We start from the raw sequence: 22,230 nt of genomic DNA on the forward strand, positions 1-22,230 counted from the left end.
TTCGAACTACCGCTTTTTAGCATGCGAGTTCAACGATTAACTTTAAGAGCATCTCCTGAGTTCAACGGGGAGGCAAGTAAAAGACGAACAGCACACCACAAAACCCGAACAAAAAAAATGCCTGTCAGATATTTCTATAACCACCGTAGGAACAATGCAAACTTGTACAACTCCCTATGCCAGCTTCCTACGAATCGCGTCCACATCGTCCTACATGACAAATATTGCAATAGCCGGTTCTAATGCGCCGACCTTCCGAAAAGGATTTTCCCTATGTCGAAAACTCAGGGTTCTGTCGCGCCCAAAGAACGCGTCAACATCAAGTACGTCCCAGCCACGGGCGATCAGCAGGCTGAAGTTGAGTTACCTCTGAAGTTGTTGATTACCGGTGACTTCAAAGGCCACAGCGAACTAACCGCCCTTGAAGACCGGCAGTCCGTTCGAATAGACAAAGACACCTTCAATGAGGTAATGAGCAAAGCCGAAGTTGCTCTGGACATGGCTGTTCCGTCTGTTTTGAACAACAACCATGACACCGACTTGAATGTGCAAATTCAATTCAAAAACATCAACGACTTCGGCCCCGACGCCGTCGCCCGCCAAGTGCCTGAATTGAACAAGTTGCTGGAACTGCGCGAAGCCCTGGTTGCACTCAAAGGCCCCATGGGCAATGTCCCGGCATTTCGCAAACACCTGCAGAGTCTGCTGACCGATGAAACCGCCCGCCAACGTCTGGCAAGCGAACTGAATCTGGTGCTCGACGCGCCCCACAACTGATTGAACGCCCTTCTCAACGGAGTACTCCCCATGCCCATGGAAAGCGCCGCCGCCCACGTATTGGTGGCTGACGAATCGCCGTCGTTGCTCGACCAATTGCTGGCCAACACCACCATCCGCCCCTCCCAGGAAGGTTATGCCGTGGCCCGTCAGGGTGTGGCCGCGTTCATCAGCGAGATCCTGCAAAGCGGTGACCACCAGCAGCCGGTCAACAAGCATCGGGTCGACCAGATGATTGCTGAAATCGACCGTGCCTTGAGCAAGCAGATGGACGTAATCCTGCACCAGCCGCAGTTCCAGCAACTGGAATCGGCCTGGCGTGGGTTGAAGCTGCTGGTGGATCGCACGGATTTCCGCGAGAACATCAAGCTGGAAATGCTGCATGTCACCAAGGAAGAGTTGCTGGACGACTTCGACAACGCCGGCGATATCACCCGCAGCGGTCTGTACAAGCACGCCTACACCTCCGGTTACGGCCAGTTCGGTGGCGAGCCTATCGCGGCGATGATCGGCAACTACACCTTCGGCCCGTCATCCCAGGACATGAAGCTGTTGAGCTACGTCGCCTCCGTGGGCGCCATGGCCCATGCACCGTTCGTGATGGCGGCCGGCCCTGAGTTCTTCAACCTCAAGAGCTACCAGGACCTGCCGTCGGTCAAGGAAGTCAGCGACATCTTCGAAGGCCCCGGCCACACCAAATGGCGCAGCCTGCGCGAGATGGAAGACTCCAAATACATCGCCGCAACACTGCCGCGCTTTCTGCTGCGCTCGCCTTACAACGGGCTGGAGAACCCGATTCGCAGCTTCTGCTACAACGAAACCGTCGACGGCAACCACGACAACTACCTGTGGGGCAACACCGCGTTCCTGATGGCCACGCGCATCACCGACAGTTTCGCCCGCTACCGCTGGTGCCCAAACATCATCGGCCCACAATCCGGCGGCGCGGTGGACGACTTGCCGGTGCACCTGTACGAATCCCTCGGCCAATTGCAGGCCAAGATCCCCACCGAAGTGCTGATTTCCGACCGCAAAGAATTCGAGCTGGCCGAAGCCGGCTTCATCCCGCTGACCATGCGCAAGGACAGCGACAACGCGGCGTTCTTCTCCGCCAACTCGGTGCAAAAACCGAAGAACTTCCCCAAGACCCGCGAAGGCCAGGAAGCCCAGACCAACTACAAGCTCGGCACCCAGTTGCCGTATCTATTTATCGTCAATCGCCTGGCCCATTACATCAAGGTGCTGCAACGTGAACAGATCGGCAGTTGGAAGGAACGCCAGGATCTGGAACGCGAACTCAACACCTGGCTCAAGCAGTACATCGCCGATCAGGAAAACCCGTCGTCCGACGTACGCAGCCGTCGCCCCTTGCGTGCCGCGCAAATTGTCGTGCAGGACGTGGCTGGCGATCCGGGCTGGTACCAGGTGTCGCTGGCCGTGCGCCCACACTTCAAGTACATGGGCGCCAACTTCGAAATCTCCCTGGTCGGCCGCCTGGACACCCAATAAATGGGCGGCAGCCTGTTCGAACGCCTGGAACCCGACGCACCGCGCTACCGCCCCGGCAGCGCGGATGAACAGGCGCGACAGCGGGTCGAGGCGATCAAACGTCACTTGGAACACGTGCTCAATTCACGTCAGGGCTGTTCGCAAAGCAGCCCTGAACTGGGCCTGCGCGATTTCAATGGGGTTACCCAGGCCAGCAGTGATCTGGTGGTGGCTATCAGCGCCGATATCCAGCGCTCGGTGGAAGCGTTTGAACCCCGCATCCAGGTCACGGGCGTGCGCTACCGGCCCGACCCGGACCTGCCGCTGGAGCTGAACTTTCGCCTGGATTGCCAGGTGCGGGTCAACCACAAGGAAGAACAGGTACAGATCGAGGTGGCCATGCATGGCCGCGACGGCTACACCCGCGTGAGATGATGAGGATGCGATGGACTTGAAACAACGCTTTGCCGAGGAACTGCGCTACCTGCGCGAACTCGGCCGCGAGTTTGCCGAGGACAACCCGCAGCTGGCGCAGTTTCTCGGCGATCAGGCCGGCGACCCGGACGTGGAGCGGCTGCTGGAAGGCTTTGCCTTCCTCACCGCCAAGCTGGGCATGAAGATCGACGATGATTTGCCGGAACTGACCCATCCGCTGTTGCAGATGCTCTGGCCCAACTACCTGCGGCCCTTGCCCAGCGCGACCATCATTCGCTTTACACCGTTGCCCGACGCGATCAGCCAGCGCCAGCTGATTCCCAAAGGCACGCCGTTGTTTGCCAAACCGGTAGATGGCATCTCCTGCCAGTTCCGCACCTGCACCGACATCAACCTGTACCCACTGGCCTTGCAGGAGGTCAGTGACGCCCACAGCCGTGAGGCCTCGGTGATGCGCATCGACCTCAAGGTGTTGACCGAGCAGCCACTGACCAGCATGGCCTGTGACCAGCTGGACTTTCACCTGGGCGGCGATAACGCCACCGCGCTGACCTTGTACCTGTGGCTTGCCCATTATCTGGACAGCGTCACGCTGCACATCAATGACCAAAGCTATCGCCTGTCGGCCAAGGATATTGGCTTCCCCGGCTTCACCCCCGAGGAGGCCCTGCTGCCCTATCCGCGCAACGTGTTCGATGGCTACCGCATCCTGCAGGAGTACTTTGTGTTCCCGCAGCGGTACCACTTTTTCAGTCTGAACCGCCTGGCTCACGTTTGGCCGGATGCCAGCGCCACCACCCTGCGTTTCGAGTTTCAGTTCAGCCGGCCAATGCCGCACGATATCCGCCTGCGTACCAGCGACCTGCACCTGTACTGCGCGCCGGCCGTCAACCTGTTCCGCCACGATGCCAACCCTATTGCGCTGGACGGGCGCAGCCTGGAGCGGCGTATCAGCCCCAGCGGCAACAGACCCGAAGCCTACGAGATTTTTAGTGTCGACAAGGTGACTGGCTGGGATGCCGCCGACAAGGAGCGCAAGGGCGATCCATTGCGGCGCTTTACGCCGTTCGAGTCCTTCCAGCATGAGATCGAACACGCGCGAGGCCGCACGGCACTGTACTTCCGCACGCATATCGAGGAGTCCCATGGCCGCGAGGGCTTGCGTCATCGCATTGCTTTCGTGCGCGGCGATGAAAGCCTGTACATCGGTGAGCATGAAGCGGCGTCCATCGAGTTGACCTGTAGCAACCGTGATCTGCCGCAGTTGCTGGGTGTTGGGGATGTGTCGCTGTCCACCGAAGTCACGCCGTCGTTTGCCACCTACACCAACCTGATCGCACCGACTCGCAGCTACCGGCCCGTGCTGGACAGCAGCCTGCACTGGACGCTGATTTCCAACCTGTCGCTGAACTACCTGTCGCTGCTGTCGGCCGAGCCGCTCAAGGCGGTGATCCGCGCCTACGACTTTGCCGCCTTGCACGACTTGCAACAGGCCCGCGCCACCCGCAAGCGCCTCAACGGCATCCACGAGGCCGTGACCACGCCCATCGACTGGCTGATGAAAGGCCAGCCGGTGCGCGGCTTGCAGACCCGCCTGCAATTGGACCAGAACGCTTTTCTCTGCGAGGGCGAGCTGTACCTGTTCGCCAGCGTGCTTTCGCACTTCTTCGCCCTGTACGCGAGCATCAATTCCTTCCATCGCCTGGAAGTGATCAATACCACCAACAACGAGCGTTATGAATGGCCACTGTTGACCGGCAGACAACCCGTGATCTAGCCGATGTGCTGCTGGCTGACGCGCGGAACTATTCGTTTCACCGTCTGCTGGAGCATTTGCACGCTTTGCATGGCGATGACCTGGAGGCGCAGCCCTTGAGTGCTGCGGCGCGCCGCCGTGTGCGCCTGCAAAGCCATGCGGGGCTGGGCTTTCCGGCCTCCGACGTGGTCGAGGCGGTGCGCCTTGAGGAGGATCGCGAAGAGATGCGCTATCGCTTGCAGACGAGCTTCTTTGGCTTGCACGGTACCGACTCGCCACTGCCCGGCTATTACCTTGATCGTCTGGCTTACGAGCAGGCTCAGGAGCGCGGGATCCGCCCGGCGTTCATGGATTTTTTCAACCATCGCTTGCTGACCCTGCTTCACACCAGCTGGCGCAAGTACCGCTACTACATTCGCTTTCAGGCCGAGGCCAGCGACCGCTTTTCGCGCTACGTATTCTCCATGGTCGGGCTGAACGACAACGACCTTCGCGGTGCCACGCCGCTGCCCTGGGGCCGCCTGCTGAGCTTTGCCGGGTTGATTGCCAGCCGTAGCCGGTCGCCCTCGGTGGTGTCTGGCATTGTCGAGCATTGCTTCGACCTGAACGGCGTGTACATCCGTGAATTCGAGGTGCGCACGGTAAACTTTCCGCAGCGTCAGCGCATGGCGTTGGGCAAAGTCAACGGCACCCTGGGCAACGACTTTGTGGTGGGTGACCGCAGCAAGACCCGCGCCAGCAAATTCACCTTGGTGATTCCCAACCTGACCCAGACGCGCTTTCGGCAGTTTTTGCCCAGTGGTGAGCAGTTCGGACGATTGCGCCAGTTGATGGATTTTCTACTGCGCGACGTCACCGCCTACGACCTGGAACTGGGCCTGCGCGAAGAGGATGTACCGCCCTTCAACCTGCAACGCGCTGGCGGCACCCACCTGGGCTGGACCAGCTTTATCGAACATCAAGAACAACGTCATCCCGCCGTGGTGCGGATTCGGGGGCGCGCATGAAGTTGACGCTGGTCATCAATAATCCTGCGCAGTTGTTGCACGGGTATTTGCCCGGTCATCAATTTGGCCCACAAGGCGGCAGCATCGGCAGTGCCGCGGTGGACTGGCGCCTGGAGGATCGCCACAACAGCGTACGCCCCACCCACTGTGACATCCGTGTCGTCGAGGGGCGCTTTTGTGTGATCGACCGCAGCGGTAGAACCTACGTCAACGGTCACGATCTGCCACTTGAGCGTCATGTTGCGATAAGCCTCAACGACGGTGATTGGTTGCAGATTGGTGCGTATCAGGTGGCGGTGCAGCTCGGTGAGCACACCCCAGGGCAGCGTTCGCTCGATGAGCTGCTCGGCGGCCACCCCGAGGGCATGCACGTGTGGCACCAGGAAGACCTGCCGAGTAGGCCGCTGGCGGATAGGCGACCTGCCACTTGCCCGGAATTCGAGCGCCTTTGCCGGCCCGAGGATCTAGCCGCGCAAGGCGACCCGTTGCGAGCGATGCATGAAACGCCGCCACCCGAACCGCTGGCTGACTGTTGCGCGCCTGCACCCAAGCGCACCGTCAGCCTGTTCAGCACCCTGCGCCTGGGTAGCTTGTTGCTGGCCTGCCTGACCCTCGTCGGCTGCACCATGCTCGGCAAGATCGGCCAGGTGATCTGGACGCCATCCATCCCGGTCGGCGGCCCTGACGATCAGCCCAGCCGCTACTCCCTGAGCCTATATGCCAGCGACAACGTCAACCCACGCCTGATCAGCACCGGCACGGCGCCGGATGAAGACGCGAGCCGCTCGCACTACACACTCAACGTGCAGGCAACCAGCCCGCAGGCTCTGACGGACAAAGTGCAAACCCTGCTCAGTCACCTTTACGAAAGCGTACCGGCCCAATCGCCACTGAGCGACGAACCGGCGCCCGTAGTGCCGATGTCACCTCTGGAAGAAACGCTGTTGGGTGACTACGACGCCCAGGGTGTACGCCTGACCACCCCGTGGGGCAACCCGACACTGGCGCATGTCGCCACGCCAATCGCCTTCAAGGTGTTGCAACTGAGCGACGACTCGCTGCTGGTCAACGCCAGCCCCCAGGCCCTGGCCGAGGACCTGAGAAAAACCTTGGGCAGCACCTATGTCCGCGCCGACGACTACCTGCTCCAGCCCGGCCAATTCAAGTTCATCGACCTGCGCACCCTGGATGAAGACACCCGCTTTATCGCGGTGATTGCCAACTACCACAGCAGCGAGGTCGGCCAGTGGAAACAGCGTCTGCGCGTCGAGCCGAAAGGCCGGCAATACGCGGTGCTGGTGCAGCTGGACGCCGCGCAGGTCAGCCTCAAGGGAGAAACCCGATGAGGCCCTTTCCAGCCGCTATTGCCCAGAGTAATTACCGATGAGTTCACGTAACCCCGTCATCTGGCATGAAGGTTTGTTCGTCAAGCCCCAGCATTTCCAGCAACAGGCCCGCGCCGCCGAAGCCGCCGTGCACCAGCGTTTGCACAGCCTCAACGACGCCCTCTACGGCTTCAACGAGCTGGTGTTGAACAGCGAATACCTGAGCTTCGGCAAGGTCGCGATTACCCAGGCACGCGGAATCATGCCCGATGGCAGTGTCTTCGATATCCCCCACGACTTGGCACCGCCCTCTCCGCTGGAAATCGCCGACAGCAGCGCCGTCGGCCAAATCGTCTACCTGGCCCTGCCGCTGCGCTCCAACGGCGCTCTCGAAGTGCGCTGGCCCGACCAGTACGGCAACAGCCGCTACATCGCCCGCCGGGAAGAAATCCGCGATACCCACAGCGATGACGGCGATCAAGTCGGCATGGACCTGGCCGTGCCCAACCTGCAACTGATGTTCGAACGCAGCGACCGCAGTGCCTTCACCGGCATCGCCTTGGGCCGGATCAAAGACAAGCGCCCCGATGGCAGCCTGGTGATGGACGAGCATTTCTACCCCACCAGCCTATCCCTGCAAGCGGTGCCGGCGTTGCATCGCTACCTGGGCGAAGTGGCCGGGCTGATGCGCGAGCGGGCCAAGAACCTGGCCCAGCGTATCGGTTCACCGGGGCAGTCGGGCGTGGCCGATGTCACCGATTTCAATCTGCTGCAAACCCTCAACCGCTTGTTCCCGCTGTTCCAGCACTTGGCTCGCCAGCGCCAAGTCCACCCGGAACGGCTGTACATCGCCCTGGCACAGGCCTGCGGCGAACTGGTGACCTTTACCGATGAGGGCCACCTGCCCCAGGAATACCCGGCCTACCAGCACGACAACCTGCGCGAATCCTTCCAGATGCTGGAACACACCTTGCGCCGTGCCTTGGGCACGGTGCTGCAACCACGTGCGGTGTCGTTGCCGATTGTCGAGCAGCAGTACGGCGTGCGTAGCGCTGCATTGAATGACAAGCGCCTGCTGGACAACGCCGAATTCATCCTCGCCGTGCGCGCCGAACTGCCCGCCGAAACCCTGCGCCAGCAACTGCCCAAGCAGATCAAGATCACCTCCACCGAAGGGCTGGAGCAACTGGTCAGCCTGCAACTGCCGGGTATTCCACTGCGGCCGCTGCCGGTGGCGCCGCGACACCTGCCGTTCCATGCCGGTTTCAGCTACTTCGAACTCGACCGCCATCATCCTGCCTGGCAAAACCTGAGCAGCGGCAGCGGGTTCGGTTTCCATATTGCCGGTGAATTCCCTGCGCTGGAGTTGCAGTTCTGGGCGATCAGGAGTGAGAGAGATGAATAAAACGACACCAGACTCATGGCATCACGAGGAGATCTCCGGCGCAATCGACTTTGACGGCAAAACGATCACTGCCGGCAGCCAAACAAACTTGGCCGACCCTGAATTCAACATGCGCGGCGTGGCCTGGAACCCGTTGTGCGATGCCGCCACACCGCTAATCGGCCTGGTCATCCGCCTACGCCGTCTGGACCAACACGATGACGTACCCGCGCTGTACCTGAGCGTCAGCAACCAGATCACCACGATCATGGAGGAAGTCAGCCAGCTCGACTACGACGCCGGCATGCTCAAGGCCTATTCCTACAGCCTGTGTCTGCTGGTGGACGAGGTGGTCATGCGCACCACGTGGGGCAGGCTCTCCAGCTGGAGCGCACGCTCGTTGCTCAGCCAATTCCACGGCGAAACCCAAGGCGGCGAAAAATTCTTCACCGTCATGAACAACATGATCCCCGAAGCGGCCAGGTACCAGCATGTGCTGGAGTTCATGTACCAGTGCCTGATCTCCGGTCTCAAGGGCAAATACGGAGCCCATATCAAGGGCGATGACGAAATACAGAAAATCATCACCCAGCTGCACGGCCTGTTGCGCCCCTTGCGCGGCGAAACACCCAAGCGCCTGACCGACCCGCTGAGAAACGTCGCCCCGCGCAACTACCGGATCAAACGCGCCTGGCCATTGTGGACGCCGTGGGCCATGGCCGCCGTCGTGCTGACCGTCGCCTACACGATATACGCCATCCGCCTGAACACCATCACCCAGCAGGTGCTGGTGTCGCTGGAGCGAGTGCTGCACCTGTAACCGATTTTCAGCGTGCTCATCCCGAGCGCCTGCAAAGCCATGGCCGTGTCGGCCATAACCTGCGGCCCCCAGGGGCCGTTCACTTGATCACGACAAGGAGCTTGTCATGCCAACACCTGCGTACATCAGCATCCACGGCAAAAATCAGGGCCACATCACCAAGGGCGCCTTCACCGCCGACTCGGTGGGCAACGTTTATGTGGAAGGCCACGAAGACGAAATCCTCGCCCAGGAAATCGACCACGCCATCGGTACGCCCACCGACCCACAGAGCGGCCAACCGTCCGGGCAACGGGTGCACAAGCCGCTGACATTCACCAGCGCCTTGAACAAAGCCTCACCGATGCTCTATCAGGCCCTGGCCACTGGCGAAATGCTGCCGACCGTTGAAGTGAAGTGGTTCCGCACCTCGGGTGACGGCAAGCAGGAGCACTTCTTCACCACCAAGCTGGAAGACGCCACTGTCGTCGACATCCACACCGTCCTGCCCCATGCGCAAAACAGCAGCAACGAAAACTACACCCAACTGATCAAGACCAGCCTGGCCTATCGCAAGGTCAGCTGGACCCATGTGGTGGCCGGTACCGAAGCCTCGGATGACTGGCGTAAGCCGGCTTAAGCGCCAACCGGAACGTTCCGCCGCACAGGCGGCGGAATGTTCACTGACTCGATGCTAATCAGGAGGCTCTATGCCCGCCGTCGTTCTGGTCGGACACGACCATGATTGCCCTTTGTGTGGCCCCACCACCGTCGACAACGGTACGCGCAACGTGACCGTCAACGGTCGCGCCGTTGCTCGTGTTGGCGACACCCTCGGATGCGGCGCCGTGATCACCAGCGGTTCGCCCTCGATGATCGTCAATGGGCAGCCAGTAGCCCGTGTCGGCGATACCACCGATCACGATGGAACACTGGAAAACGGTGATATCAGTTGGTTGATCGACTGACATTTACACTCTCGACAAGGAGGCCCCATGCCCCGTCAAAGCGACCTGCGTTACACCTTCGAACCGCTGCGGGGCGATCCCTTCGAAGTGGTTTCTTTCAAGCTCGAAGAAGGCCTCTCCCAACCATTCAAACTTGAACTGGAACTGGTCAGCCACGACGCCGCCATCGGCTTCAATAACGTGCTCGACCTGGCGGGGTTGTTCACGATCTGGCGCGGCGAAACCCCGGTGCGTTACGTCCACGGCCTGGTCAGCCTTTTCACCCAGGGCGACACCGGCTTTCGCCGCACTCGCTACACCGCCGTGATCGAACCGACATTGGCGCGTTTCAGGCTGCGTTCCAACTGGCGCATCTTCCAGAGCCAGACCGTGCCCGACATCATCACCAACGTGCTGGCCGAGCAAAAGCTGACCGACATCCGCACTGAAATCTGCTTCGACCACCAACCCCGCGAATACTGTGTACAAGCTGGCGAAACCGACCTCGACTTCATCGCCCGCCTCGCCGCCGAAGAAGGCCTGCTCTACACCTTCGAACACCGCGCCGACGGCCACACCCTGATCCTCACCGACCGCGTTGGCGGCCTCGGCACCATCGGCACCCACACCGATTGCCCGGTGATCTACCAGCCGATGGCCGGCGGCGATGCCACCGCACCGGCCCTGACCCGCTTTCACTACACCGAGCAAGTGCGCACCGCCGTGCAGGTGCAGCGCGACTACACCTTCACCCACCCGCGCTACAACCAGCAGCACACCGCCACCGGCGACCAGGACTTGAACAACCAGCACAAGGACTACGAACGCTACGACTATCCCGGGCGCTACAAGCGCGATATCGCTGGCAAGCCCTTTACCAAGACGCGCCTGGCCGCGCTGCGCAACGACGCCAAGCTGGCCCATCTGGAAGGAGACGACGCGCGCCTGCAACCGGGGTTGGCGTTCGATCTCAACGATCATCCGCGCGAGGATTTCAATGATCGCTGGCGCACCATCGCCATCCAGCACGAAGGCAAGCAGCACACCAGTTTGCAGGAAGAATCGTTTGGTAGCGGACTCGGCACCTCTTACACCTTGAAGGCCACAGCCATCCGCTGGAACTCGGACTGGAAGGCGCCGTTGCGTGACAAACCCTGCATTGACGGCCCGCAGATCGCCACGGTGGTTGGGCCACCGGAGGAAGAGATTTATTGCGATGAATGGGGGCGGGTGAAAGTGCAGTTCCCGTGGGATCGCTCGGACAAGAACAACGACCACAGCTCCTGCTGGATCCGCGTCACCCAAGGCTGGGCCGGGGCGACCTGGGGCTCGATGGCCATCCCGCGTGTGGGTCAGGAGCTGGTGATCAGCTATCTGGACGGGGATCCCGACCAGCCGATCGCCACTGGGACCGCGTACCGCGAGACCAATTTACCGCCCTACCCGCTGCCCGAACACAAGACGCGGATGACTATCAAGAGCCGAACCCATAAGGGCGAAGGTTTCAATGAGCTGCGCTTTGAGGATGAGTTGGGGCAGGAGGAGGTGTTTATCCATGCCCAGAAAGACAAGAACGTTCATGTCAAGCACGACAACACGACGTTTGTGGGTAATAACCGCAAAGAAGAAGTAGGCAATGACGAGCAGATCACTGTCGGGAACGACCAGTCCCACGTGATAGGCCGGGACCACACGCTCTCGTCGGGACGTGACTATGAAACAACCGTCGGTCGGGATCGCAGTGAGCGGGTCGGCAACAACCGCTACGACACCACAACGGCCAATCACCAAAGCGAAGTGGGCGGTCACTGCCAGCAGACGATCTCAGGGCAACATCGTCTAACTGCCGGCCAAGGCATGCACCACACCACCACCGTCTATCAACTGCAAGCCAGTGAGCGTGTGGTCTTTCAGAGCCCCGGTGGCAGCCTCACGCTGGACGCGCAAGGCATCCACCTCAATGGCGTAGCGATAACCCTACGTGGCCCGGTAACCTCCACGGCCCCAGGCGCCGGCCAAGCCCTGACCCTGCAATTGCAACCCGAGTCAGGGCAGACCTGCGTGGAGAAAAACCGATGACCCTGGGTAGCGTCCAGGCGTTCGTCGCCGAACAGCATGCGTCCGATGCAACGCTGTACCTGCTACTCGACCTCTTGGCCGACTGCGCCGCGGATGATCCATTACACATTGAGGCGCTGCGTCGAACGCTTGGCAATGACGCCGTCACGCCTGTGCATCGGCCCGATCTAATTCATACGCCATCGGCCTGCCCAGCGTTGGTGACCCTCGCTACGCCCGGCGTCTCGCCATCGCAAGAACTATTGGCGCGATCTGCCTTACGCGCGCATGAGGATTTGGATCGTAACAAACGTTACGTTTGCGGCTGGCTCAGTAGCAACGCCCCATCCTCGGACCTAAGCGCCCACATCGTGTCGCTAGGACAACTTCCCTTGGAGCACGGGCGAACGTATTTCCCGATACATGAGCCGTTGCGTCTGGAGTTGCTGGCTGGCACCTTCCGCAACAATGAGGGACCTTGGTGGCCGATCCGACACTGGTTGCTGCCCACCAGCAGCGGTACCGGCAGCGTATTGGTAGGCGTCCTCGAACGTCGCACCGCCCCGCATACCCGCACGACTGCCGTACAGCAAGATGCCCCCATGGTGTCTGCCCTGCTAAGCAGTTGGCGACGCGCCCTTCGCTTGCCGCTGACGTATGCCCCCGCCCGCTGGAACGGTTCTACTGCACTCCCGCCCCAAGCGGCGGCACAGGCCTTTATCCAGATCCAGCAAGCCCGCCAACTGGGGCTTAGCCACCAAGACGACATCCTGACATTGGCCTTGCACCGCCTGATGCTGCATCCGCGCCTGCATCAGCACACCGGCGTTCGCGCCCTGATCGAGCAAGCGGTCCAAGGGCAAGCGCCGCTCAGCCACTTGTTAGCCCCCTACAACGACAACGCCTGGCAGCGGGCCGTGTCGGATCTGACCTATGCAGGAGCACTTCAATGACCTTGGGCACACAGCTGAGCATCGCCATAGCCGAGACCGCCGCTTCAAAAGATCAATGCAAGGCCTGTCAACGTAAAGGGCTGCCCATCCTGCCATTGCGTCACGCGCTGGTGCCACGCTCACCCAATGAATCGGTGCGGCCGGATACCGTGCGTATTGATACCCGCATGGGCTTACGCACGTTACGCGCGGGTTACCTGTATGTATTGCTGGATCGCAAAATCTGGCAGGCCTATCAGGTCAGCCCGGACGGTTATCTACGTCAATTCAACCCCTACGCACCTGCGCCTGCCAACGAGACCCCACTGTCCGATGCTTGCGTCTCGGCCAATCACGATTGCCCGGCATCATTTCTCAACATCGACACCGACAAACACACCCAGGCGTGGCTGGCCTTTGCCAGCGACCCGTGGCCGGCCAGCGTGCTGGACGCGTATAAGGCCGGCCATGCTTCAGAGCGTTTCCACAAGCTCGACCTCGCCAGCGCACGCGACAACCCCGCCAGCGTGGGCCTGGCCATGACGGATGAAAACCTGCAAGTGGACAAGCAGGTTTACGAATACCAGCAACACCAGACGACCCCACTGCCCATCACTACCGAACCCGATTGGCGCTTCTATGAGCATCCGCCGCAGAAGCCAACATCAAGATTCGACAGCGTGCATGGTTTCCATAGCCGTGCCCATCGCCTGAGCGCGCTGAAGGGCTTCCTGCGCAACGCCATCCCACAGCAGAAGCTCCAACAAGGCGTCCTCGCGTTTGTACTGGATGACATCATCGGCCTGGTGCAGGAGTTCAACGACACCCGCAACCGCTGGATCCAGCAGCGACAGACCTGGATGAACGACCCGGACCGGGCTTATCAATACCAGACCTCTCAATTACTGCTGGCTATTCGCGAAGTACATCGCGAACGGGCAGAAGGCCAAACGCCCCTACCGGCGTCTGTCGAGGCCATGACCGGCGATGGCCCACCGGTATTTTCCAGCCCTGAGCAGCAACGCGAGCGGATCGTGCAAAAACGCACCCTGGCCGCCAACCAGAACCTGGAGGAACGCTACGACGAACAAAGCCGTGCCCGGTTTCACCAACGCTATGAGCAAGAATGCGCGAACTATCAGCGTTACATCGACCAAAGCGCACACGCCTATGCGGCAGCGTGTCGCTCCAGCCTGTTTGCGTGTGTCGAGCAAAACGACTACGACGGCGATGATCGCCCGTCAGGAATGGCTTACAGCCAGACCATGGCGCTGTGCCTGGAGGGTGGCATCAGTGAAGCGCCCACGACACAAGATGACGGCCATACCGCCTCCCTCTGGAGTGACTGGCTGAACGACCCACAGAGTCCGATCTACCGTGCCCTTCTCTTGCGTGACAAACGCTTGCTGGCCGACTTGTTGCCCAGTTTCAAGGCGACAGGCGATACCGACTGGAACGACAGTGAAAAGCTCTATTCCGCCATTACCAAGCTCATCGGCAACGACGACTTCAAGCACCATGTCCGCCCCCGTTTACAGCAAGCCATGGCACAGCTTCTCGGCGCCCTCAACGCCGCTGCCGCCCGCTTGCAACCGTCGCTCGGCCCTGGTGTGGAACGGGTCGTTTCGCGCATCAACAGCGCCAGTCAACTGCTCTACAGCGGCATTCATCTGACCGAGCTCAAGGTGAAGATGAAGCTAGGTGAATACTACGCCCTGCAATGCGAGCACCTGCGCAACCTGCAACGCAAGGCCGCGGATGCCATCGACCGCACCTGGGAAGGCCTAAAGGACGAGCTGGGCAAAATCGACGATGAGGCCCGCAAGACGCGCAAACAGGTGCGCCCGCTGATTCAGGGCGGCCTGCTGAGCCTGGCAGTGCTGGACCCCAAGATCGCCAACCTCAGCGTGACCATCAGCGTCTGGGTGGAAGGCCAGGTCAGCGAGCTACAGGACACTCTGATGCGCCAGGCCAACCTCGGCGTGGATCAGCTGGGTAAAGGTGCCCACGCTACGCTGGTCGAAATTGCCGTCGGGGTAGGCACGCTGGACCCGCAAGCGCGCAAGGTGCTACAGGGCGTCAAGGTGTCCTCATACCTGGCGGCTCAATGGGTGCGTACCGGCTTTACCGGGTTGCGTGGCGCGGTCGGCAGTAGCGAGCTGTTGCTGGCGATGGGCGGGATGTACCTGCTTAGCGACTCGCTGAAAAAAAACCTCAAGGAAGCGGAGAAAGCCATGGGCGAAAAGGCCGTTGAGGCCAGGTTGGCGTTGTATGGCAGTAGCTTGGGGGTGTTGGGGGGAGGCGTGGAAATCGTAGGTATCGCACTGGAAAAGGGGGCTGAGCAGGTGCAGAAGGTGGGCAGTTTGTCTACCCAGGCGATGACTGCTGCAAAAGCGACTGCACGTGTGGGCAACGTGTTCGTACGGGCCGGGGGGAGTATTGCTGCGGTGGCGGGATTGTATGATGCGACGCGAGCGGGGTTTGCTGCTAGTCGCACCTCCAAAGCGGGTGATGCTTCTGCTGCAGGGCTATATATGCTTTCGACGGTGCTTTCAAGCGTAGGAGCTGGCTTGGGTATCTGGGCTGCCGCTGTAGGCGCCAGCACGCTATTTGGCCCATTAGGTGTAGCCATACTTCTCGGCCTAACAGGATACGGTTTGTACAAATGGGCCGAGGGAGAAGAATCAACACCACTCGACCGCTGGGCACGCCGTTGTTTTTTTGGTATGCACAACGAAGTCCCCCCGTTCATTGGAACAGACCTGAACACGCCCACATCGCCATTGCCGAACTTAATGCCGCGACCATAGGTGTTGAAGCTGGCATCAATTTTCGCTTACGAATCGTCAATAGCGGCTCACATGGCTGGGGCAGCCCCATGGGTAGCGTAGGCGCGCAGGTCCATGAACAGCACCTTGAGTATCGCCTGGTTCTGCCGCTCTTCGACGCCAACCGGTCGGCCTATCGTTGGTCACTAACGGTTCATCGTCACGGCGATGGCGCGGCCAATCAATACACTGGCGGTGAAGTACTGGCCGAAGGCGAGTTGAATCCGCCCATCCTGGCAACCGCAGCCAGCAAACGCAGGGCGGCGCTGGCCGTACCCAAACACCCGAACAAGCCTGATTACCAAGCCGATAGCACCCTACCCAAGCAGGAAGTACGCACCGTCTCGTTGGCCGACGCCCGTACCTTGCAGGTCAAGGACATTCAAGGTGCCGTGGTGCTGTTGCCCTACAGCCGTCGGCACAACATTGAAGCGGCAACCTTGTCGGTAACCTACTGGCCCGATCGCGACATTCACGATGCCTATGCCGAGCTCATCTTGATGGATAGCTTGTAGACGACAGCCGATGGCGCATCTGGCGTACACATTCGTCTACTTTCCCCATGGCAACCATCGCGGTACGTCATTAACAGTGTGTCTGCTTACTGGTTACTTGGTGCCCGCTCGACAAGCCAAAGGTCACAAACAGCTCTCACCCAAACTGGAACTCTCCATCATGCTATTCACAACACCTTTACTCGACAAACCTGCTCCTGGCTGGAAGCGCGATCTTACAGGTCCAAACGAGTCGCCCTCCATTGAACCGTATCCTCCCGTACTATCGAACCCACCCAATCATGTTGACAATGTGTATTTCGAACTGGCGCGCGCCACGATGAGAATTCGTGGGGTTGGTGCTTGGTTAACTCCTTTCATGTTTGTGTTCTCTCTAGTTCCTCCCTTCGCTTGGATTACCCTTTTTATAACAACTGGAGCTGTACCTTCTTTTGTATTCCATTTCTTCGGCCTCATCGCGTTTATCGCCCCTCTATGGGTAGGCGTGTTCTTCTGGCGGATGGACACCGAAGCCCCCCGCGACGAACCCATCCGTTTCAACCGCTTGCGGCGCAAAGTCTATGTCTATCGCTTCTGCCATAACGGCCTCAAGCCCTTCAGCCGCAGCGCCTGGGGCATACGAACCGAAGTCTATGACTGGGATGATCTGCGCGCCGAAGCTTGCAGCGTATACGGCCCCATGGGCAGTGGCGGCCTCATCGAAACCGTCACCCTCGCCGTGGTGAAGCCTGGCACTCACCAGGTCATTGATCGTTTTCATTTCGCCCACGAAATTCAACAAGGCGAAATGTACTGGGCCATGGCCCAGTTGTTCATGCAACAAGGTCCCCAAGCCCTGCCCACCTTCCCCCGCCCACCTCGCGACTGGAACAACGAAAACGTGACATTCAACCTCGCGCGCCGTTTGGCGCCCAAGGTGCGGTGGCCGACGGAAATAGACCTGGAATCACGCACCGCGCCCTGAATACAACCCGTCAACCGAAGCAGCCTCCATACGACAGGCTAGATATTGCAAGCGGCGTTCACCCCGAACTGGAACGGCTCATCATGGTATTTAAAACACCTCTACTCGACAAACCTGCTCCTGGCTGGAAGCGCGATCTGCCGGGGCCAAACGAGTCGCCCTCTATTGAACCGTACCCTCCAGTACTCTCGAATCCGCCCAATCATGTTGACAATGTGTATCTTGAACTAGCGCGCGCTACAGCGAGAGTTCGTGGCGTAGGCATTTGGTGTGCCGCATTCATGTTTGCAATGGCATTGTCCTTAGCAATGTTCCTAATAATGATCCACGCCAGTTCTCCAACCCCTTCGTCTTTGCTATCCAAAATATTGGAGCTCGTCCCGATAGGTATCGGCATGTGGCTAGGTATTTATTTTTGGCAAATGGACGTTGCCCCTCCCCGTGACGAACCCCTCCGCTTCAACCGCTTACGGCGTAAAGTCTATGTCTATCGCTTTCACCGTGACGGGCTCAGGCCCTTCAGCCGCACCGCCTGGGGCGTACGCGTCGAAGTCTATGACTGGGATGATCTGCGCGCCGAAGCTTGCAGCGTATACGGCCCCATGGGCAGTGGCGGCCTCATCGAAACCGTCACCCTCGCCGTGGTGAAGCCTGGCACTCACCAGGTCATTGATCGTTTTCATTTCGCCCACGAAATTCAACAGGGCGAAATGTACTGGGCCATGGCCCAACTGTTCATGCAACAAGGCCCGCAAGCCCTGCCCACCTTCTCCCGCCCACCTCGCGACTGGAACAACGAAGACGTGACCTTCAATCTCGCGCGCCGTTTGGCGCCCAAGGTGCGGTGGCCTGCGGAAATAGACCTGGAGTCACGCACCGCGCCCTGAATACAAGCCATCAACCGAAGCAGCCTCAATACGACAGGCTAAATATTGCAAGCGGCGTTCACCCCGAACTGGAACGGCTCATCATGGTATTTAAAGCAGCTTTACTCGACAAACCTGCTCCTGGCTGGAAGCACGATCTACCGGGGCCGAATGAGCCACTGTCCACTGAGCCCTACCCTCCTGCACTTTCAAATCCTCCCAATCATATTGACGACGTATGCCTTGAACTGGCACGCGCCACAGTTAGGACTCGTGGGGTTGGTGTCTGGATGGCCCCCTGTATGTTCCTGTTTGCTCTCATCCCTCCCGTCGCTTGGATCGTTATCCTTATAGCGACTGGAGATATACCCTCGTTTATATTTCATTTCTTCGGTCTCATCGGATTTATCACCCCCCTATGGGGAAGCGTGTTCATCTGGCGGATGGACACCGCCGCCCCCCGCGATGAACCCATCCGTTTCAACCGCTTGCGGCGCAAAGTCTATGTCTATCGCTTCTGCCATAACGGCCTCAAGCCCTTCAGCCGCAGCGCCTGGGGCGTACGGACCGAAGTCTATGACTGGGATGATCTGCGCGCCGAAGCTTGCAGCGTATACGGCCCTATGGGCAGTGGCGGCCTCATCGAAACCGTCACCCTCGCCGTGGTGAAGCCTGGCACTCACCAGGTCATTGATCGTTTTCATTTCGCCCACGAAATTCAACAGGGCGAAATGTACTGGGCCATGGCCCAACTGTTCATGCAACAAGGCCCGCAAGCCCTGCCCACCTTCTCCCGCCCACCTCGCGACTGGAACAACGAAGACGTGACCTTCAATCTCGCGCGCCGTTTGGCGCCCAAGGTGCGATGGCCGACGGAAATAGACTTGGAGTCACGCACCGCGCCCTGAATACAAGCCATCAACCGAAGCAGCCTCCATACGACAGGCTAAATATTGCAAGCGGCGTTCACTCCGAACTGGGTGAGGGAGCTTGCTCTCGCTGGGCTGCGCAGCAGCCCCAAAACGGCCGGCGCATTCCTACAGAAAAACCGCTGCGCCACCGAGCGAAAGCAAGCTCCCTCACCCCGAATCCTAGGCATTACGAAGGCTTGTTTATTCTCCCTCCACAACGCTTCCACCAAGCTACGAATCCTTGCGCCATTGCCTACAACTACGCCAGAATTCACCCGCTTGTGCGCCTTGCCCGTGGGTTCTATCGTTTCCCTGCCACTGCCCATCAGTGGTCGGGTTTAGTAGCCCTGGATGGAAATACATAATGGTTGCATGAGTCTCATCAGTCAGGCGTCGCCTGCATTTGATGGTGGCTGTGCGCATGGCGCCTTCGGGCGCGCCGGGCTTTTATGTATTTTCCACCGGTCTACTAACTTGCGCACAGCTGCCACCCCCTTCGTTTAGTAGCGAGATGGTTGCGGCCTACTAGAAGGAAAAATGCATATGTTCAAGATAACGCCGAACCCTCCAGAAACTGACTCAACGTCTACTCATTCCGGTCGCAAAAACAAAAAGCACGACGAAACCACCAAACGCGTCTTGGATCACTACCTGCTACCCAAACCGGAAAAGTCCGAAGAAGCATCCAAACCAGACCAGCTCTTCACCGTGAAAAAAAACGCCGACAACGAATGCCTGCTCGCCAACCTCAGCGAAAACCTGGCATCCGCCGACGCGATGATCAGCAACCTGGCCTTCGACCTGGAAGGCCCCCGCCGCCACATCGCCCTTGGCATTCAGCAACTGATCGAACTGAGTTCAATGCTGGCCAGCCGAGTGCTGGATAACGTCGATCCACGCTAACCGCTACACCACCCAGCTGTGGCGAGGGAGCAAGCTCCCTCGCCACAGACCGCGTACACGTGTGCTGCCGTCTTGGCGAGCAGGCGCGTGAGCATGTCCTTCAAGTAAGCATACGGATCATGACTATTCAGCCGTGCAGACTGGATTAAACTCATTATCGCCGCCGCTCGTTTGCCGCTGCGTAGCGACCCTGTGAAGAGCCAGTTCTTGCGACCCAACACCCAGGGTCGGATCTGGTTCTCGCACCAATTATTGTCAATGGGTAGTGCTGTGCTGTCGACTTGGGGACATCAGACGCTTGAGCGGATGCTAAAAGCCCTGTACTTACTGTTTCAAGGTGTGCCTCTTCAAGGGCGGCTGTCGCGAGCCGAGCCGCCGGGGCGTCTCGGCCCTTCGGGCATTCATCCTTCACACCTACGGGCTTCGGCATACGCGCACCGCTTGCGAGGGAACGCACCACTCCTCGTTAATCTGTAACCTGCGGGCAAGGGTTAAAAACCTCGGTTACGTCGAGTGTTGTATGCCACGGGACGGCAGTGCCTGACACCATTCCGCCTACGGTTTGCTGTCGACCCGACTTGCGCACATATCCGCCATCCGTCCCAGTGAAGACGTGCTGCCCTGGCTTCGTCAGATAATCAAAGAAACTGACTTTCACAGGCACATTCATTTGCCCACCCGGCGTAATGACGGCGAGCATGATCGCTCGGTCTTTGGTGAATACAACGAACGGTTCGACTCCAGTGCGACCACCAACTGTCTTCACGCACTGCACTTGTTCTGGGAGGATGCGTGCGGTTTCAGTGTAGGTGTGGTTGTTGTAGAGGCTGAGGATCAGGCCTTTGCTGGTCAACACTCCCAGGCCTTGAGTGACTCTGCAGCTGCCTTCGCTTCCATATGGGAACAAGCACCAGTTCGTTTCCGACACGGCTTGAATATCCGATGGTGCAATTTTCAGATCGCGCTGGATTTGGGCTTTTGATTCCGGCGTGTCGTAAGGGATCATCACGCATCCACCGACTGTTACTACTGCGATGAGGCCTATGGCCGCAGCAACGTTTTGAACTGATGATTTGAAGGTGTTCATTGTTCGCTCTCCTTGCTGTATTACCACCACTGGAGGGCTGTGGCGATTTTGGTAGCGAACCTTACGACATGGGCGGCAAGCAGTCATCCTCGTGCTGATAGCTGGATCGGTAGATGACTTGACTGGACGCTTACCCTGGGCCGTTAGCAACCGTTTACCAACAGCTGCTTTCGGCCGATTCTGTTGAAAAAGTCGGTCTGCCCAAACTGCCTGATCATTGACTGGTGAAAACGCCTTTTTTGCACGCTGCTACGTGAAATCCGAGTCCGGAAGCCCCTGCCGAAAGTAAAGATTTCAATCTCGGACGCGTACTTTTCTGATGCCCAAACCATGGCCGACTTTTTCAACAGAATCGGCCAAAAGCAGCCGTTTGGAATAGACTGCTTCCGACGAATTTGGACTTAGTACGCCAATTTGCGCTGCTAGGTTCGCAGCCAATAGTAGAGGTCGAACTTCGACTTCATGTGTTGAGGATGCTGGTTGTCGGAGTCGGGATCTGGAATGGCGACTCGGCGAGTCCAGAGTGGGAACCACTCACCATCCCGCATATCGCTATCGCGAACCATTCGCACATTCTTCAACATGGTTCGCTCGCAGGCACCGAATTGGACGAAATTGACCTGCGCCTCGATCAAGCTACATCTATTCGGTCCATCCACCTGGTGAGGGTAATAGAGTTGGAACACGTCATCCTCCCAGAAGCAAATTGGGCAAATGTCGTATGACCCTGGGTGTTCCTCGAAGACTGCATATCCGCAGCATGGGCAGGTAAACATCAGTTTTCACTTATGGGTGGCAGTCTATTCTTGGTCGATTTTAGCCACATGCTGAACGGTTGCAATGGGTCGGTGGCTGCCCTTAATGACAGGCCGCAACCGGCCGATTCTGTTGAAAAAGTCGGTCTGCCCAAACTGCCTGATCATTGACTGGTGAAAACGCCTTTTTTGCACGCTGCTACGTGAAATCCGAGTCCGGAAGCCCCTGCCAAAAGTAAAGATTTCAATCTCGGACGCGTACTTTTCTGATGCCCAAACCATGGCCGACTTTTTCAACAGAATCGGCCAAAAGCGGTCTCTTGCCCTTATCCTTCAGGATCAGGTATTAGCTATGAACATTAGCTACATGGGATTGATATAGACGCAGTCACTGTCGATGCACGCCTATACTGGGCGACTCGGTATCAGTATTCCTACCGTCGAAAGCACGTCACTCCGGTATGACAACCTTAAACAGCATCGATGAGTTGAT

Annotated in this window: 20 protein-coding genes and 1 pseudogene; 18 read left to right on the top strand and 3 right to left on the bottom strand. The window is 59.0% G+C overall.

The features are described 5' to 3' along the window. Positions 1-273: 273 nt before the first annotated feature. The 18 genes from tssB (at position 274) to GFU70_RS28205 (ending at position 19,895) form a co-directional block, all read left to right on the top strand. Complete coding sequence (gene tssB / locus GFU70_RS28120) at positions 274-777, top strand: type VI secretion system contractile sheath small subunit (RefSeq protein WP_153389096.1); 504 nt, start codon at positions 274-276, stop codon at positions 775-777. Between the two features lie 36 nt (positions 778-813). Beyond that, entirely contained in the window at positions 814-2,286 is a 1,473-nt protein-coding gene (gene tssC, locus GFU70_RS28125; protein WP_153389195.1) for a type VI secretion system contractile sheath large subunit, read from the top strand. Continuing rightward, positions 2,287-2,700, top strand: coding sequence for a type VI secretion system baseplate subunit TssE (gene tssE, locus GFU70_RS28130; protein WP_153389097.1), 414 nt, complete (start codon positions 2,287-2,289; stop codon positions 2,698-2,700). 10 nt (positions 2,701-2,710) lie between these two features. Further along, complete coding sequence (gene tssF, locus GFU70_RS28135) at positions 2,711-4,477, top strand: type VI secretion system baseplate subunit TssF (protein WP_153389098.1); 1,767 nt, start codon at positions 2,711-2,713, stop codon at positions 4,475-4,477. Continuing rightward, the gene (gene tssG, locus GFU70_RS28140) at positions 4,441-5,463 is read left to right on the top strand and encodes a type VI secretion system baseplate subunit TssG (RefSeq protein ID WP_153389099.1); all 1,023 of its coding nucleotides are present in this window, start codon (positions 4,441-4,443) and stop codon (positions 5,461-5,463) included. Before tssF ends, tssG begins: the two co-directional genes overlap by 37 nt. Next, the gene (gene tssJ / locus GFU70_RS28145; RefSeq protein ID WP_153389100.1) at positions 5,460-6,809 is read left to right on the top strand and encodes a type VI secretion system lipoprotein TssJ; all 1,350 of its coding nucleotides are present in this window, start codon (positions 5,460-5,462) and stop codon (positions 6,807-6,809) included. Before tssG ends, tssJ begins: the two co-directional genes overlap by 4 nt. Positions 6,810-6,846: 37 nt before the next feature. Further along, entirely contained in the window at positions 6,847-8,193 is a 1,347-nt protein-coding gene (gene tssK / locus GFU70_RS28150) for a type VI secretion system baseplate subunit TssK (protein ID WP_153389101.1), read from the top strand. Next, positions 8,186-8,992 (top strand): type IVB secretion system protein IcmH/DotU, encoded by an 807-nt coding sequence (gene icmH, locus GFU70_RS28155; RefSeq protein WP_153389102.1) that lies wholly within the window; start codon positions 8,186-8,188, stop codon positions 8,990-8,992. The genes tssK and icmH overlap by 8 nt, the downstream gene beginning before the upstream one ends. Before the next feature lie 106 nt (positions 8,993-9,098). Beyond that, positions 9,099-9,611: an Hcp family type VI secretion system effector gene (locus GFU70_RS28160; RefSeq protein ID WP_153389103.1), complete on the top strand. Its 513-nt coding sequence runs from the start codon at positions 9,099-9,101 to the stop codon at positions 9,609-9,611. Between the two features lie 70 nt (positions 9,612-9,681). After that, complete coding sequence (locus GFU70_RS28165) at positions 9,682-9,939, top strand: PAAR domain-containing protein (protein WP_153389104.1); 258 nt, start codon at positions 9,682-9,684, stop codon at positions 9,937-9,939. Between the two features lie 27 nt (positions 9,940-9,966). After that, positions 9,967-11,997, top strand: coding sequence for a type VI secretion system Vgr family protein (locus GFU70_RS28170; protein WP_153389105.1), 2,031 nt, complete (start codon positions 9,967-9,969; stop codon positions 11,995-11,997). Next, positions 11,994-12,929, top strand: coding sequence for a hypothetical protein (locus tag GFU70_RS28175; protein WP_153389106.1), 936 nt, complete (start codon positions 11,994-11,996; stop codon positions 12,927-12,929). The genes GFU70_RS28170 and GFU70_RS28175 overlap by 4 nt, the downstream gene beginning before the upstream one ends. Continuing rightward, positions 12,926-15,718, top strand: coding sequence for a T6SS effector BTH_I2691 family protein (locus GFU70_RS28180; protein ID WP_153389107.1), 2,793 nt, complete (start codon positions 12,926-12,928; stop codon positions 15,716-15,718). Before GFU70_RS28175 ends, GFU70_RS28180 begins: the two co-directional genes overlap by 4 nt. A gap of 68 nt (positions 15,719-15,786) precedes the next feature. Then, the gene (locus GFU70_RS28185; RefSeq protein ID WP_153389108.1) at positions 15,787-16,251 is read left to right on the top strand and encodes a hypothetical protein; all 465 of its coding nucleotides are present in this window, start codon (positions 15,787-15,789) and stop codon (positions 16,249-16,251) included. Between the two features lie 10 nt (positions 16,252-16,261). Further along, positions 16,262-17,215, top strand: a complete 954-nt coding sequence (locus GFU70_RS28880; protein ID WP_226921007.1) for a DUF6708 domain-containing protein — start codon at positions 16,262-16,264, stop codon at positions 17,213-17,215. Between the two features lie 395 nt (positions 17,216-17,610). Further along, a complete protein-coding gene (locus GFU70_RS28195; RefSeq protein WP_319017027.1) occupies positions 17,611-18,102 on the top strand; it encodes a DUF6708 domain-containing protein in 492 nt (163 codons plus the stop codon). A 407-nt stretch (positions 18,103-18,509) separates the two neighbouring features. Further along, positions 18,510-18,989 (top strand): DUF6708 domain-containing protein, encoded by a 480-nt coding sequence (locus GFU70_RS28200; RefSeq protein WP_319017028.1) that lies wholly within the window; start codon positions 18,510-18,512, stop codon positions 18,987-18,989. 546 nt (positions 18,990-19,535) lie between these two features. Next, entirely contained in the window at positions 19,536-19,895 is a 360-nt protein-coding gene (locus tag GFU70_RS28205) for a DUF6124 family protein (protein WP_153389110.1), read from the top strand. Here the strand turns inward: GFU70_RS28205 and GFU70_RS28210 are convergent. From GFU70_RS28210 to GFU70_RS28220, 3 genes and pseudogenes are all read right to left on the bottom strand, one after another. After that, positions 19,892-20,176: pseudogene (locus tag GFU70_RS28210) on the bottom strand (transposase domain-containing protein); the annotation flags it as partial. The gene GFU70_RS28205 and the pseudogene GFU70_RS28210 overlap by 4 nt on opposite strands. A 185-nt stretch (positions 20,177-20,361) precedes the next feature. After that, positions 20,362-20,982: a hypothetical protein gene (locus GFU70_RS28215; RefSeq protein ID WP_153389111.1), complete on the bottom strand. Its 621-nt coding sequence runs from the start codon at positions 20,980-20,982 to the stop codon at positions 20,362-20,364. A gap of 422 nt (positions 20,983-21,404) precedes the next feature. Continuing rightward, positions 21,405-21,758 (bottom strand): CPCC family cysteine-rich protein, encoded by a 354-nt coding sequence (locus GFU70_RS28220; RefSeq protein WP_153389112.1) that lies wholly within the window; start codon positions 21,756-21,758, stop codon positions 21,405-21,407. Positions 21,759-22,230: the final 472 nt, after the last annotated feature.

Source organism: Pseudomonas brassicacearum (assembly GCF_009601685.2).
Classification (GTDB): domain Bacteria; phylum Pseudomonadota; class Gammaproteobacteria; order Pseudomonadales; family Pseudomonadaceae; genus Aquipseudomonas; species Aquipseudomonas kilonensis_B.

What these genes read in the sequence shown, in the direction of transcription:
- GFU70_RS28220 (WP_153389112.1), bottom strand. Translation starts at nt 21,758, where the DNA reads ATGTTTACCTGCCCATGCTGCGGATATGCAGTCTTCGAGGAACACCCA.
- tssF (WP_153389098.1), top strand. Translation starts at nt 2,711, where the DNA reads ATGGACTTGAAACAACGCTTTGCCGAGGAACTGCGCTACCTGCGCGAA.
- GFU70_RS28160 (WP_153389103.1), top strand. Translation starts at nt 9,099, where the DNA reads ATGCCAACACCTGCGTACATCAGCATCCACGGCAAAAATCAGGGCCAC.
- GFU70_RS28175 (WP_153389106.1), top strand. Translation starts at nt 11,994, where the DNA reads ATGACCCTGGGTAGCGTCCAGGCGTTCGTCGCCGAACAGCATGCGTCC.
- GFU70_RS28165 (WP_153389104.1), top strand. Translation starts at nt 9,682, where the DNA reads ATGCCCGCCGTCGTTCTGGTCGGACACGACCATGATTGCCCTTTGTGT.
- GFU70_RS28205 (WP_153389110.1), top strand. Translation starts at nt 19,536, where the DNA reads ATGTTCAAGATAACGCCGAACCCTCCAGAAACTGACTCAACGTCTACT.
- GFU70_RS28215 (WP_153389111.1), bottom strand. Translation starts at nt 20,982, where the DNA reads ATGAACACCTTCAAATCATCAGTTCAAAACGTTGCTGCGGCCATAGGC.
- icmH (WP_153389102.1), top strand. Translation starts at nt 8,186, where the DNA reads ATGAATAAAACGACACCAGACTCATGGCATCACGAGGAGATCTCCGGC.
- tssG (WP_153389099.1), top strand. Translation starts at nt 4,441, where the DNA reads ATGGCCACTGTTGACCGGCAGACAACCCGTGATCTAGCCGATGTGCTG.
- GFU70_RS28170 (WP_153389105.1), top strand. Translation starts at nt 9,967, where the DNA reads ATGCCCCGTCAAAGCGACCTGCGTTACACCTTCGAACCGCTGCGGGGC.
- GFU70_RS28195 (WP_319017027.1), top strand. Translation starts at nt 17,611, where the DNA reads ATGTGGCTAGGTATTTATTTTTGGCAAATGGACGTTGCCCCTCCCCGT.
- GFU70_RS28185 (WP_153389108.1), top strand. Translation starts at nt 15,787, where the DNA reads ATGGGTAGCGTAGGCGCGCAGGTCCATGAACAGCACCTTGAGTATCGC.
- tssK (WP_153389101.1), top strand. Translation starts at nt 6,847, where the DNA reads ATGAGTTCACGTAACCCCGTCATCTGGCATGAAGGTTTGTTCGTCAAG.
- tssJ (WP_153389100.1), top strand. Translation starts at nt 5,460, where the DNA reads ATGAAGTTGACGCTGGTCATCAATAATCCTGCGCAGTTGTTGCACGGG.
- tssE (WP_153389097.1), top strand. Translation starts at nt 2,287, where the DNA reads ATGGGCGGCAGCCTGTTCGAACGCCTGGAACCCGACGCACCGCGCTAC.
- GFU70_RS28180 (WP_153389107.1), top strand. Translation starts at nt 12,926, where the DNA reads ATGACCTTGGGCACACAGCTGAGCATCGCCATAGCCGAGACCGCCGCT.
- GFU70_RS28880 (WP_226921007.1), top strand. Translation starts at nt 16,262, where the DNA reads ATGGCGCATCTGGCGTACACATTCGTCTACTTTCCCCATGGCAACCAT.
- tssB (WP_153389096.1), top strand. Translation starts at nt 274, where the DNA reads ATGTCGAAAACTCAGGGTTCTGTCGCGCCCAAAGAACGCGTCAACATC.
- tssC (WP_153389195.1), top strand. Translation starts at nt 814, where the DNA reads ATGGAAAGCGCCGCCGCCCACGTATTGGTGGCTGACGAATCGCCGTCG.